The sequence below is a fragment of the Streptomyces sp. NPDC053431 genome (genome assembly GCF_044544925.1).
GTDB lineage: Bacteria > Actinomycetota > Actinomycetes > Streptomycetales > Streptomycetaceae > Streptomyces.
Genome location: NZ_JBITXX010000009.1, coordinates 126865 through 140158, shown reverse-complemented (window position 1 = coordinate 140158; position 13294 = coordinate 126865). Strand labels below are relative to the sequence as shown.

General features: G+C 72.7%; 10 protein-coding genes. 9 read left to right on the top strand and 1 reads right to left on the bottom strand.

What is annotated here, in order from left to right; genetic code table 11:
• The first annotated feature begins 402 nt into the window (after nt 1-402).
• The 6 genes from ACIGXE_RS22080 to ftsH all read left to right on the top strand — a co-directional run bounded on the left by ACIGXE_RS22080 (nt 403) and on the right by ftsH (nt 10245).
• Nucleotides 403-1875 carry a hypothetical protein gene (locus ACIGXE_RS22080; protein ID WP_399749895.1) on the top strand — a complete coding sequence of 491 codons (1473 nt, stop codon included), beginning with the start codon at nt 403-405 and terminating at the stop codon, nt 1873-1875.
• Nucleotides 1876-2207: 332 nt separating this feature from the next.
• Complete coding sequence (locus ACIGXE_RS22075) at nt 2208-3554, top strand: ammonium transporter (RefSeq protein WP_399749893.1); 1347 nt, start codon at nt 2208-2210, stop codon at nt 3552-3554.
• Nucleotides 3551-3889, top strand: a complete 339-nt coding sequence (locus tag ACIGXE_RS22070) for a P-II family nitrogen regulator (protein ID WP_128977495.1) — start codon at nt 3551-3553, stop codon at nt 3887-3889. The genes ACIGXE_RS22075 and ACIGXE_RS22070 overlap by 4 nt, the downstream gene beginning before the upstream one ends.
• A gap of 28 nt (nt 3890-3917) precedes the next feature.
• On the top strand, nt 3918-6374 hold the full coding sequence (locus ACIGXE_RS22065; protein ID WP_399749892.1) for a [protein-PII] uridylyltransferase: 2457 nt from the start codon (nt 3918-3920) through the stop codon (nt 6372-6374).
• 234 nt (nt 6375-6608) lie between these two features.
• Nucleotides 6609-8162 carry a signal recognition particle protein gene (ffh, locus tag ACIGXE_RS22060; protein ID WP_399749889.1) on the top strand — a complete coding sequence of 518 codons (1554 nt, stop codon included), beginning with the start codon at nt 6609-6611 and terminating at the stop codon, nt 8160-8162.
• Between the two features lie 163 nt (nt 8163-8325).
• Nucleotides 8326-10245: an ATP-dependent zinc metalloprotease FtsH gene (gene ftsH, locus ACIGXE_RS22055; protein ID WP_399749887.1), complete on the top strand. Its 1920-nt coding sequence runs from the start codon at nt 8326-8328 to the stop codon at nt 10243-10245.
• Nucleotides 10246-10709: 464 nt separating this feature from the next.
• Here the strand turns inward: ftsH and ACIGXE_RS22050 are convergent, their stop codons facing one another.
• On the bottom strand, nt 10710-11435 hold the full coding sequence (locus ACIGXE_RS22050; RefSeq protein WP_399749884.1) for a class I SAM-dependent methyltransferase: 726 nt from the start codon (nt 11433-11435) through the stop codon (nt 10710-10712).
• Nucleotides 11436-11783: 348 nt separating this feature from the next.
• On the opposite strand from ACIGXE_RS22050, the gene ACIGXE_RS22045 reads away from it, so the two are divergent.
• From ACIGXE_RS22045 to ACIGXE_RS22035, 3 genes are all read left to right on the top strand, one after another.
• Nucleotides 11784-12377 carry a hypothetical protein gene (locus tag ACIGXE_RS22045; protein ID WP_345485364.1) on the top strand — a complete coding sequence of 198 codons (594 nt, stop codon included), beginning with the start codon at nt 11784-11786 and terminating at the stop codon, nt 12375-12377.
• Between the two features lie 211 nt (nt 12378-12588).
• The gene (rpsP, locus tag ACIGXE_RS22040; RefSeq protein WP_399749882.1) at nt 12589-13026 is read left to right on the top strand and encodes a 30S ribosomal protein S16; all 438 of its coding nucleotides are present in this window, start codon (nt 12589-12591) and stop codon (nt 13024-13026) included.
• Nucleotides 13027-13028: 2 nt separating this feature from the next.
• Nucleotides 13029-13268: an RNA-binding protein gene (locus ACIGXE_RS22035; protein WP_005311361.1), complete on the top strand. Its 240-nt coding sequence runs from the start codon at nt 13029-13031 to the stop codon at nt 13266-13268.
• The last annotated feature ends 26 nt before the right edge of the window (nt 13269-13294 follow it).

The following is a 13294-nucleotide window of genomic DNA, read 5'->3' as shown; positions in this document are numbered from 1 at the left end:
GACCGGAGGTCCTCCGTCACGATCCGCGACCTTCCGGCCCGGGGGTGGCCCTCGCCGGGAGGTGTGCGGTGGCGTGGCGGGTGGTGCGCACCGCGACGCGCGCCTCTTCGCGCTGCGGTTCGCCGACCCCGTTCCGTCGCATGTCAAGTGAATCGTGTTCCGCGCGCGGCGAGTTCATTCGAAGGGGTGGCGAATGGTGGCGTTTCTTGAAACGCCATGCGCGGACGGGTGATCGTAGGATTACCTTCGGTACACGAACCCCGGGGCGAACCGTACGCGCGGGTATGCCGGAGGCAACCCGGTTTTCTGTTCGGGGGAGTGCAAACACCGGACGGGACCCGTGGAACACGGCATCCTGGCAGGGGTTCGCGCAGACGACATCAGGTGGATGGGGGCGTTCCAGTGGGCGGCAACGGCGCAGACGGTACGACTGCCGGCAAGCGCCCCAACGAGCAGCTGGGCTCGTGGTTCGTGCGCAGCGGCTGGTCGAAGGGCGAACTGGCGCGCCAGGTGAACCGCCGGGCCCGTCAGATGGGCGCGCACCACATCTCCACCGACACCTCCCGGGTGCGCCGCTGGCTCGACGGGGAACAGCCCCGCGAGCCCATCCCGCGGATCCTCTCCGAGCTGTTCTCCGAGCGCTTCGGCTCCGTCGTCGCCATCGAGGACCTCGGCCTGCGCACCGCCCACCAGTCGCCCTCCGTCTCCGGCGTCGACCTGCCCTGGGCCGGCCCCCAGACCGTCTCCCTGCTCAGCGAGTTCTCCCGCAGCGACCTGATGCTCGCCCGGCGCGGCTTCCTCGGCTCCTCGCTCCAGCTCGCCGCCGGGCCCTCCCTCATCGAGCCCATGCAGCGCTGGCTGGTGCCCACCCCGGCCGGCGAGGCCGTCCCCGAACCGGCCGGCGACGAGCGGCGCGCCCACCGGCTCTCCGCCGTGGAACTCGACCTGCTCGAGTCCACCACCGCCATGTTCCGCCAGTGGGACGCCCAGTGCGGCGGCGGCCTGCGCCGCAAGGCCGTCGTCGGCCAGCTCCACGAGGTCACCGACCTGCTCCAGGAGCCGCAGCCCGCCCCCACCGCCCAGCGCCTCTTCCGCTGCGCCGCCGAACTGGCCGAACTGGCCGGCTGGATGAGCTACGACGTGGGCCTCCAGCCCACCGCCCAGAAGTACTTCGTGCTCGCCCTGCACGCCGCCAAGGAGGCCGGCGACAAGCCCCTCGGCTCGTACATCCTGTCCTCGATGAGCCGCCAGATGATCCACCTCGGCCGGCCCGACGACGCCCTCGAACTCATCCACCTGGCCCAGTACGGCAGTCGGGACTGCGCCACCCCGCGCACCCAGGCCATGCTGTATGCGATGGAGGCCCGCGCCTACGCCAACATGGGCCAGCCCTCCAAGTGCAAGCGGGCCGTGCGCATGGCCGAGGACACCTTCGCCGACGTCGGCCTCGACGGCGAGCCCGAGCCCGACTGGATCCGCTTCTTCTCCGAGGCCGAGCTCAACGGCGAGAACTCCCACTCCTACCGCGACCTCGCCTACGTCGCCGGACGCTCCCCGACCTACGCCTCGCTCGCCGAGCCCGTCATGGAACGGGCCGTCGAACTCTTCGAGAAGGACCCCGAGCACCAGCGCTCCTACGCCCTCAACCTCATCGGCATGGCCACCGTCCACCTCCTCAAGCGCGAGCCCGAGCAGTCGGTCGTGCTCGCCGAGAAGGCCCTCGGCGTCGCCCGCAAGGTTCGCTCCGAGCGGGTCAACACCCGGCTCCGCAAGACCGTCGACACCGCCGCCCGCGACTACGGCGACGTCGCCGAGGTCGTCCAGCTGACCGACCGGCTCACCGCCCTGCTCCCCGAGACGGCGGAGGCCGTCTGAAAACCGGCGCCCAGCGCCCCCCCGACCCCGGCCGCGCCGGCCGTCCCGTCAAAGCCCGATCGGCTCCCCCGCCGCAAGGACACACGGACGGCCGACGCGGCCGGTTCCGTACCTCCGCCGTCCGGGCGGATGGTAGCGCCGTTACCTCCCCGTGACCCCGGCGTTCACGGCGGCGTAACACGCCCCGCCCCTTCGTCACTGCGGCGAAACATCGAGCGGCATCGGCGGAAACCGCGCTGCGCGAATCTCTGGCGCATAACCGGCCACCCCTCAGGCCGAGCCCGCTCCCGGCCGCCGCCCCGCACAGGCCGACCGACGACGAGGAGACGCCGATGGCAGCAGCCATCACGACCCTGGCAGCAGACGCGCCCACGCTGTCCGCCGCCAACACCGGGTTCATGCTCATCTGCTCCGCCCTGGTCATGCTGATGACCCCGGCCCTCGCCTTCTTCTACGGAGGCATGGTCCGCGTGAAGTCCACCCTCAACATGCTGATGATGAGCTTCATCAGCCTCGGGATCGTCACGATCCTGTGGGTGCTCTTCGGCTTCAGCGTCGCCTTCGGCACCGACTCGGCCTCGCTCTTCGGCTGGTCCTCCGAGTACGTCGGCCTCAGCGGCATCGGCCTCACCGAACTGTGGGACGGCTACACCATCCCGGTGTACGTCTTCGCCGTCTTCCAGCTGATGTTCGCCATCATCACCCCGGCCCTCATCAGCGGCGCCCTCGCCGACCGCGTCAAGTTCACCGCCTGGGCCCTCTTCATCACCCTCTGGGTCACGATCGTCTACTTCCCCGTCGCCCACTGGGTCTGGGGCACCGGCGGCTGGCTCTTCGAGATGGGCGTCATCGACTTCGCCGGCGGCACCGCCGTCCACATCAACGCCGGTGCGGCGGCCCTCGGCGTCATCCTCGTCATCGGCAAGCGCGTCGGCTTCAAGAAGGACCCGATGCGCCCGCACAGCCTCCCGCTCGTGATGCTCGGCGCCGGTCTGCTCTGGTTCGGCTGGTTCGGCTTCAACGCCGGCTCGTGGCTCGGCAACGACGACGGCGTCGGCGCCGTGATGTTCGTGAACACCCAGGTCGCCACCGCCGCCGCCATGCTCGCCTGGCTCGGCTACGAGAAGCTGCGCCACGGCTCCTTCACCACCCTCGGCGCCGCCTCCGGCGCGGTCGCCGGCCTCGTCGCCATCACCCCGTCCGGCGGCTCCTGCTCCCCGCTCGGCGCCATCGCCATCGGCGCGATCGCCGGCCTGCTCTGCGCCATGGCCGTCGGCCTCAAGTACAAGTTCGGCTACGACGACTCCCTCGACGTCGTCGGCGTCCACCTCGTCGGCGGTGTCGTCGGCTCCCTCCTCGTCGGTTTCTTCGCCACCGGCGGCGTCCAGTCCGAGGCCAAGGGCCTCTTCTACGGCGGCGGCCTCGACCAGCTCGGCAAGCAGGCCGTCGGAGTCTTCTCCGTCCTCGCCTACTCTCTGATCGCCTCCGCGATCCTCGCGCTGATCATCGACAAGACCATGGGGATGCGGGTCAGCGAGGACGACGAGATCTCCGGCATCGACCAGGTCGAGCACGCGGAGACCGCGTACGACTTCAGCGGAGCCGGCGGCGGCATCGCCCCGCGCACCACCGCCGCCCCCGCCCCCGCCCCGACGCAGAACACGAAGGTGGACGCATGAAGCTCATCACCGCGGTCGTGAAGCCGCACCGGCTCGACGAGATCAAGGAGGCCCTCCAGGCCTTCGGCGTCCACGGGCTGACGGTCACCGAGGCCAGCGGCTACGGCCGGCAGCGCGGCCACACCGAGGTCTACCGCGGCGCCGAGTACACCGTCGACCTCGTCCCCAAGATCCGCATCGAGGTCCTCGTCGAGGACGACGACGCCGAACAGCTCATCGAGGTCGTCGTGAAGGCCGCCCGCACCGGCAAGATCGGTGACGGAAAGGTGTGGAGCGTCCCGGTCGAGACCGCCGTACGGGTCCGCACCGGGGAACGCGGACCGGACGCGCTGTAGAGCGCCTGACCTTCGAAGGAGCCGCCGGGTGACGAGCATCGACGTGAAAACGGACACGGAAGATTCGGGACCCGGCGGCTACGCGGCGGCCCGGCTGCGCCTTCTCACCGAGAAGGCGCGGTCCGGGCCGCCGCGCCGTAGCGCCCTGGCCCGCCTCACCGACGACTGGCTGGCCGGCCTGTACGAGGCGGCCGGGGCTCCCCCCGGCACGGCCCTCGTCGCCGTCGGCGGCTACGGACGCGCCGAACTCTCCCCGCGCAGCGACCTCGACCTGCTCCTGCTGCACGACGGCAGCGCCGACCCGCGCACCGTCGCCGCCCTCGCCGACCGCATCTGGTACCCGGTCTGGGACCTCGGCCTCGCCCTCGACCACTCCGTCCGCACCACCACCGAGGCCCGCAGGACGGCCGGCGAGGACCTCAAGGTCCAGCTCGGCCTCCTCGACGCACGGGCCGTCGCCGGCGACAGCGGCCTCGTCGCCGCCCTGCGCACCACCGTCCTCACCGACTGGCGCAACCAGGCCACCCGCCGCCTCCCCGAGCTCCACGCCCTCTGCCGCGAGCGCGCCGAACGCTCCGGCGAACTCCAGTACCTCCTCGAACCCGACCTCAAGGAGGCCCACGGCGGACTCCGCGACGCCCAGGCACTACGCGCCGTCGCCGCCTCCTGGCTCGCCGACGCCCCCCGCGAAGGACTCTCCGACGCCCGCCGCCGCCTCCTCGACGCCCGCGACGCCCTCCACCTCGCCACCGGCCGCGCCACCGACCGGCTCGCCCTCCAGGAACAGGACGCCGTCGCCGCCGAACTCGGCCTCCTCGACGCCGACACCCTGCTCCGTGAGGTGTACGAGGCCGCCCGCACGATCTCGTACGCCTCCGACGTCACCTGGCGCGAGGTCAACCGCGTTCTCCGTGCCCGTGCCGCCCGGCCCCGGCTCCGCTCCCTCCTCGGGCGCTCCGGCGCCGCGAAACCGCCCGTCGAGCGCACCCCGCTCGCCGAAGGCGTCGTCGAGATGGACGGCGAGGCCGTCCTAGCCCTGAGCGCCCGCCCCGAACGCGACCCCGTCCTGCCGCTGCGGGCCGCCGCGGCCGCCGCCCAGGCCGGCCTGCCGCTCTCCCCGCACGCCGTACGCCGGCTCGCCGCCGCCGCGAAACCGCTGCCCGTGCCCTGGCCCGCCGAGGCCCGCGAGGAACTCGTCACCCTCCTCGGCGCCGGCGAGCCCACCGTCCCCGTATGGGAGGCCCTGGAGGCCGAAGGCCTCGTCACCCGGCTCCTGCCCGACTGGGAACGCGTCCGCTGCCGCCCCCAGCGCAACCCCGTCCACACCTGGACCGTCGACCGGCACCTCGTCGAGACCGCCGTCCGCGCCGCCTCCCTCACCCGCCGGGTCCACCGGCCCGACCTGCTGCTCGTCGCCGCCCTCCTGCACGACATCGGCAAGGGCTGGCCCGGCGACCACTCCGTGGCCGGCGAGACCATCGCCCGCGACGTCGCCACCCGCGTCGGCTTCGACCGCGCCGACGTCGCCGTCATCGCCACCGTCGTCCGCCACCACCTCCTCCTCGTCGAGACCGCCACCCGGCGCGACCTCGACGACCCCGCCACCGTCCAGTCCGTCGCCGCCGCCGTCGGCTCCCTGGGCGCCCTGGAACTCCTGCACGCCCTCACCGAGGCCGACGCCCTCGCCACCGGCCCCGCCGCCTGGTCCACCTGGCGCGCCTCCCTCGTCGCCGACCTCGTCAAACGCGTCGCCGGCGTCCTCGCGGGGGAGGAGCTCCCCGACCCGGAGGCCGCCGCGCCCAGCGCCGAACAGGAACGGCTCGCCATCGAGGCGCTGCGGACCGGCGAGCCCGTCCTCGCCCTGCACACCGAGCCGGTCGACCCCGACGACGCCGAAGAACCCCGGGAACCCGAGCCCGTCGGCGTCGAGCTCCTCGTCGCCCTGCCCGAGCGGCCCGGCGTCCTGCCCGCCGTCGCCGGCGTCCTCGCCCTGCACCGCCTCACCGTCCGCGCCGCCGACCTGCGCGCCGTCGCCCTGCCCCACGAACTCGGCGACGGCCCGGTCCTCGTCCTCGACTGGCGGGTCGCCGCCGAGTACGGCGCGCTGCCCGAGGCCCACCGGCTCCGGGCCGACCTGGTCCGCGCCCTCGACGGCTCCCTCGACGTGCCGGCCCGGCTCGCCGAACGCGACGCCGCCTACCCACGCCGGCGCGGCGTCCAGGCCCCGCCGCCCCGCGTCACGGTCGCCGCCGCCGACTCCCGCCTCGCCACCGTCCTGGAGGTCCGCGCGCAGGACGCGCCGGGCCTGCTCCACCGCATCGGCCGCGCCCTGGAGGGCGCCGACGTCCGCGTCCGCAGCGCCCACGTCTCCACCCTGGGCGCGAACGCCGTCGACACCCTGTACGTGACCCGCCCGGACGGCTCGCTCCTCGGGTCGGAGGAGGCGGCGGGGCTGGCGAAGACGCTGGAGGAGGCGTTGCGGTGAGGGGGTGACCTCCAGGGTTCGCGGCTCGTTGAGCACGGCGTGCTCCCCGCTGGGCGGGGATGGTCCGTCCCTGCGGGGCAAAGAACGCCTCGCCGAACACTCCTCCCCACTCACGCGGGGATCAGGTGCCCTCGGCTGCCGTATCCGGCGGGCGAGGGCACGCACTTCGAGCGGCCGGATACCCTGGAGGGCAGTCCGCCCGCCCGCTCACGACATCGAGGATCCGCGACCGCCGTGTTCGATACCCTCTCCGACCGCCTTGCAGCGACCTTCAAAAACCTCCGCGGCAAGGGGCGCCTCAGCGAGGCGGACATCGACGCCACCGCGCGCGAGATCCGCATCGCCCTGCTCGAAGCCGATGTCGCGCTGCCGGTCGTCCGGGAGTTCATCAAGCAGGTCAAGACCCGTGCTCTGGGCTCCGAGGTCTCCAAGGCCCTCAACCCGGCCCAGCAGATCATCAAGATCGTCAACGAGGAGCTCATCGGCATCCTCGGCGGCGAGACCCGCCGTCTGCGGTTCGCCAAGACCGCGCCGACCGTGATCATGCTGGCCGGTCTGCAGGGTGCCGGTAAGACCACCCTCGCCGGAAAGCTCGGCCTCTGGCTCAAGAGCCAGGGCCACACCCCGCTGCTCGTCGCCTGTGACCTCCAGCGCCCCAACGCCGTCACCCAGCTCGGCGTCGTCGCCGAGCGCGCCGGCGTCGGCTTCTACGGTCCGCAGCCGGGCAACGGCGTGGGCGACCCGGTCCAGGTCGCGAAGGACTCGGTCGAGTACGCCCGGTCGAAGATGTTCGACGTCGTCATCGTCGACACCGCCGGCCGCCTCGGCATCGACCAGGAGCTGATGCAGCAGGCCGCGGACATCCGTGACGCCGTCAGCCCCGACGAGGTCCTCTTCGTCGTCGACGCCATGATCGGTCAGGACGCCGTCAACACCGCGGAGGCCTTCCGCGACGGCGTCGGCTTCGACGGCGTGGTGCTCTCCAAGCTCGACGGCGACGCCCGCGGTGGTGCCGCGCTCTCCATCGCGCACGTCACCGGCAAGCAGATCATGTTCGCCTCCAACGGCGAGAAGCTGGACGACTTCGACGCGTTCCACCCGGACCGCATGGCGTCCCGCATCCTCGGCATGGGCGACGTGCTCTCCCTCATCGAGAAGGCCGAGCAGACCTTCAGCCAGGAAGAGGCCGCCAAGATGGCCTCCAAGCTGGCGTCCAAGAAGGGCCAGGACTTCACCCTCGACGACTTCCTCGCCCAGATGGAGCAGGTCCGTCGCATGGGGTCGATCTCCAAGCTCCTCGGGATGCTGCCCGGCATGGCGCAGATGAAGGAGCAGATCAACAACATCGACGAGCGCGAGGTCGACCGCGTCGGCGCCATCATCAAGTCGATGACCCCGGCCGAGCGCCAGGACCCGACGATCATCAACGGCTCGCGCCGCGCCCGTATCGCCAAGGGTTCCGGTGTCGAGGTCAGCGCCGTCAAGGGCCTGGTCGAGCGCTTCTTCGAGGCGCGCAAGATGATGTCGCGCATGGCGCAGGGCGGCGGTATGCCGGGCATGCCGGGGATCCCGGGCATGGGCGGCGGCCCCGGCCGGCAGAAGAAGCAGGTCAAGCAGGCCAAGGGCAAGCGCAAGAGCGGCAACCCGATGAAGCGGAAGGCCGAGGAGCAGGCCGCCCAGGCGAAGCGCGAGCAGGCGCAGGCCGGCGGCGCCTTCGGCCTCCCGGCGGCGGACCAGGGCCCGGGCGACTTCGAGCTCCCGGACGAGTTCAAGAAGTTCATGGGCTGACGCTCGGTACGGCGTCCCCGGGAAGGGGCCCGCGACGGTTCGAAACCGCCGCGGGCCCTTTTCCTTCGCCCGGATCATCCGGATTCCCGCACCGGGAGCATCCGGAATGCCGGGAAGATGGCGTTCTTCGATACTGGGGCCACTGCCGCCCCGAGGAGAGCCCGTGGCCAACCCCGTACCCCCGCGCGACCGGACCGACCAGCCCTGGCGCTCGGAAGGGGCCCCGCCGCCCCCGCCGGCCAGGAGGAAGATGCCCGGCGGCTGGGGCGGACTCATCCTCACCGCGCTCGTGGTCTACCTGATCGCCAACCTCGTGCTGTCGTTCTTCAACGAGAAGGACGGCCCGACGATCTCGTACACCGAGTTCGACAAGCAGGTCGCCGCCGGCAACGTCACCAAGATCTATTCCAAGGGCGACGCCATCCAGGGCCAGCTGAAGAACAAACAGCCCGTCCCGAACGGCGACGGCGACTACACCAAGTTCACCACCCAGCGCCCCGCCTTCGCCGACGACGACCTGTGGGCGCAGCTCACCAAGAACAACGTCACGGTCACCGCCGAGCCCGTCGTCCAGGAACGCAGCTTCCTCGCCAACCTGCTCATCTCGCTCGCTCCGATGCTGCTGCTCGTCCTCCTGTGGGTGTTCATCGCCCGCCGGATGAGCTCCGGGCTCGGCGGCGCCGGCGGCATGCTCGGCCGCAAGGCCCCGCCCAGGCCCGTCGAGCTGGAGGGCGGCAAGCGCACCACGTTCGAGGACGTGGCCGGCATCGACGAGGTCGAGGGGGAGCTCAACGACGTCGTCGACTTCCTGAAGAACCCCGACGCCTACCGCGCCATGGGCGCCAAGATGCCCCGCGGCGTGCTGCTCGCCGGACCGCCCGGAACCGGCAAGACCCTGCTCGCGCGGGCCGTCGCGGGGGAGGCCGGCGTGCCCTTCTTCTCCGCCTCCGCCTCCGAGTTCATCGAGATGATCGTCGGCGTCGGCGCCTCCCGGGTCCGCGAGCTCTTCGCGGAGGCCCGCAAGGTCGCCCCCGCGATCATCTTCATCGACGAGATCGACACCATCGGCCGGGCCCGCGGCGCCGGCGCCGGCATGGGCGGCCACGACGAGCGCGAGCAGACCCTCAACCAGATCCTCACGGAGATGGACGGCTTCACCGGCTCCGAGGGCGTCATCGTCCTCGCCGCCACCAACCGGGCCGACGTCCTCGACCCCGCCCTCACCCGGCCCGGCCGCTTCGACCGGATCGTCCACGTCAACCCGCCCGACCGGGGCGGCCGCGAGGCCATCCTCAGGATCCACACCCGCGAGATCCCGCTCGCCACGGACGTCGACCTCGAACACGTCGCCAAGACCACCCCCGGCATGACCGGTGCCGAACTCGCCAACCTCGCCAACGAGGCCGCGCTCCTCGCCGTCAAGCGCCGGCAGCGGTCCGTCACCCGGTCCGACCTCTCCGACGCCCTGGAGAAGGTCCAGCTCGGCGCCGAACGGCCGCTGGTCATGCCCCTCGAGGAGCGCCGCCGCACCGCGTACCACGAGAGCGGCCACGCCCTCCTCGGGATGCTCCAGCCCGGCGCCGACCCGGTCCGCAAGATCACCATCGTGCCCCGCGGCCGCGCCCTCGGCGTCACCCTCTCGACCCCCGAGTCCGACAAGTACGCCTACACCGAGGAGTACCTGCGCGGCCGGATCATCGGCGCGCTCGGCGGCATGGCCGCCGAACAGGTCGTCTTCGGCGTCATCACCACCGGCGCCGAGAGCGACCTGGAACAGGTCACCAACATCGCCCGCGGCATGGCCGGCCGCTGGGGCATGAGCGAACGCGTCGGCCGCCTCACCGCCATCCCGGCCGACGCCCAGCAGGCCTACGGACTCTCCGCCGCGCCCACGACCCTCGACACCGTCGACGAGGAGATGCGCCGCATCGTCGACGAGTGCTACGAGAGCGCCCTGCGCCAGCTCCGCGACCACCGCGACCGACTCGACGCCCTGGCCGAGGCCCTCCTGGCGAACGAGACGCTGGAGGAGGCGGAGGCGTACCGGGCGGCGGGGATCCCGCGGATGGAGAAGGGGGCGTAGGGGAGGGGGCGGGTGGGGGAGGTGGGAGGCGGAGGGGCGGGTGGGGTCCGGCGCCGGGGGCGGGGAGGGGAGGCCGGCGAGCCCGGGAAGGACGGCGAGCCCGGGAAGGCCGGCGAGCCGGAGGGAGCCGGCGGCCGGGCGGCTGGCGTGCGGGGAGGCCGGCGCTCCGGAGGGCCGGTGATCGGGAGGTAGGGCGTGCGGGGAGGTCGGCGCCCGGAGTCGGCGGCCCGGAGGTCCGGCGCGCCCGGGACACGACGACCGGGACCCGGCGCCCGGCAGGTCCGCTGACAAGAGCCTGAGAGGCCCGGCTCGCCCGGGAGGTCCCGCCTCTGCGCAGGTACGGCCTCCGGAGAGGTCCGGCCTCCCGGGGCCGGTACCCGGGCGCGTGCGGGGCGTCAGGGCGGGCGGGCCGCGCGGATCGTCAGGGCCTGCGGGCCGCGCGGATCACCGGGCCCCGCCGATCGTCAGGGCGTGCGGGCGATCACGTAGCGGAAGACGTTCGGCATCCAGACCGTGCCGTCCGGGCGGACGTGGGGTTCCAGGGCCTCCTGGAGCTCCTTCTCCACCTGGTCCGGGTCCGTCGCCCGGACCGCCGCGTCGAACTCGCCCGTCGACAGCAGCCCCCGTACCGCGCTGTCCCGGTCCGCGTAGCCGAACGGGCAGGCCACCCGGCCCGAGGTCGCCGGGCGCAGCCCCGCCGCCCTGACCGTCTCCTCCAGGCCGCCCCGCTCCGTACCGGACCAGCCCGTCAGCCGGGCCGCGACCCGCAGCACCGAGGCCGTCGCGCACCGCTCCGCCGGGCCCCAGCCCGCGAGCACGATCGCCGCGTCCCGTTCGGCCGAACGGGTGACGGCGGCCAGTCCCGCCGGGGACCCGGCCGTCCCGTGGAAGGCCGTGATCACGTCGTACGGACCGGCCTCCGGGACCGTCGCCGTACCGAGCGGCGCCTCGGGGAGCCGCTCCCTGGCCAGCGCCACGCGCGCGTGGTCCCGGTCCGCGCCGGCCACCCGCGCCCCGCGTCCCGCGGCCATCAGGAGGGCGAGGCCGGAGCCGCAGCCCAGGCCGAGCACCCGTGACCCGGCGCCCACGCCGAGCCGGTCGTACACCGCCTCGTAGAGCGGGACGAGCATGCGCTCCTGGATCTCGGCCCAGTCGCGCGCGGGGTGGTGCGGGACGAGCGTAGGTGTCATGGAAAGCGCCCCAATCCGAGCCTGGACGACAACCCCCCGTAGCCAGGGAACTGCGCATCGCGCCCCCCGTCCAGTGCTCGCGCCGGACGACTCGCGGGTACTTCCCGGCGGGCCCGGTCGGCTCCGGCCGGATGTCGTCGGCGGACGGGGGCCGGTGCCCGAGTTCGGGCAGACACCCGGTACTGTCCTCCCACCGCCGTCCCGGCGCGCGTGAACTGCCCGCGCGCCGGGGCGTATGCGCCGCTAAGCGCAGCTCGGCACGCATCGGCGCCGACTGACGGGTACGTGCAAAATATTTGACTTGCCCCGGAATGGAACCCGGAGGGGATCCGGCTCGTTGTACCCGACGTGAGCACGACACCACCTGTTCTCGCCGCAGAGCTGGCACAGGCGTGGGCCGACATTCAGCGGCACCACCCCGAGCTGCCCGACCTTGCCGCGCCCGAGTCCCTGATCGGAGAGTCCTCGTCCGCCTGCGGCGCCGAGCTCTCCTTCGAGCGACTGCTCCACGAGGCAGTCCACGGCATCGCCGCCGCCCGAGGAGTCCGCGACACCTCGCGCGCCGGCCGCTACCACAACCGCAGATTCCTCGCGATCGCCGAGGAGCTGGGCCTGGACCATCCCGAGGAACCGCACGCCAGCAGCGGCTTCTCCCTGGTCACCCTGAACGCCGAGGCCCGGCGTCGCTACCGGCCCACCATCGAGCGGCTCCAGCGCGCCCTCAAGGCCCACACCGTCGCGACCGCCGCCGACACCAAGCGCTCCTTCCGCGGGCCGGCCGCCCGGCACGGCTCCTCCGGCGGCGGCGTGCGGGTCAAGGCCGTCTGCGACTGCGGGCGCAACGTGCGCGTGGTCCCCTCCGTGCTCGCCCAGGCGCCGATCGTCTGCGGCGGCTGCGGCAAGCCCTTCCGTATCCCGGAGACGGTCGGCGCCGCGAGCTGACCCCGGTAGGCCGACCCGGGCCGGGGGACCCGGGGCCGGTGGACCGCGGGCGGGCGACCCCACGGCGTGTGGCACAATGGCTAGCTGTACTCGACAGTCGCACAGGACCCCTCTCTCCTCCGGCTGACGCGTCCATCGGGCACCCGAGTACCGCAACCCCACGTGGCATCTCAAGTGCCCAACCACGTCAAGACCAGGAGACACCACTTCAGTGGCAGTCAAGATCAAGCTCAAGCGCCTCGGCAAGATCCGCCAGCCGCACTACCGCATCGTCGTCGCCGACTCCCGCACCCGCCGGGACGGTCGTGCGATCGAGGAGATCGGCCTCTACCACCCGACGTACAACCCGTCGCGCATCGAGGTCGACTCCGAGCGTGCGCAGTACTGGCTGTCCGTCGGCGCCCAGCCGACCGAGCCGGTTCTCGCCATCCTGAAGCTCACCGGCGACTGGCAGAAGCACAAGGGCCTCCCCGCTCCGGAGAAGCCGCTGCTCGCCCCGGCGACCAAGGAAGCCAAGCGCGCCACCTTCGACGAGTTCGCCAAGGCTCTCGAGGGCGACGACACCAAGGGTGAGGCCATCACCCCGAAGGCCAAGAAGGCGAAGGCGGACGAGGCCGAGGCCGAGTCCACCGAGTCCACCGAGGCCTGATCATGCTCGAGGAGGCTCTCGAGCACCTCGTCAAGGGCATCGTCGACAACCCCGACGACGTGCAGGTCGCTTCCCGCAACCTGCGCCGTGGCCGCGTCCTCGAGGTCCGGGTGCACCCCGACGACCTCGGCAAGGTGATCGGCCGCAACGGCCGCACCGCGCGTGCGCTGCGTACCGTCGTGGGCGCCATCGGCGGCCGTGGCATCCGGGTCGACCTCGTCGACGTGGACCAGGTCCGCTGAACGTTTGACACCGGCACGGGCCGGGG

Coding starts and splice junctions, on each gene's coding strand:
- ACIGXE_RS22075 (WP_399749893.1), top strand. CDS start 2,208: ATGGCAGCAGCCATCACGACCCTGGCAGCAGACGCGCCCACGCTGTCC.
- ACIGXE_RS22070 (WP_128977495.1), top strand. CDS start 3,551: ATGAAGCTCATCACCGCGGTCGTGAAGCCGCACCGGCTCGACGAGATC.
- ACIGXE_RS22050 (WP_399749884.1), bottom strand. CDS start 11,435: ATGACACCTACGCTCGTCCCGCACCACCCCGCGCGCGACTGGGCCGAG.
- ACIGXE_RS22035 (WP_005311361.1), top strand. CDS start 13,029: ATGCTCGAGGAGGCTCTCGAGCACCTCGTCAAGGGCATCGTCGACAAC.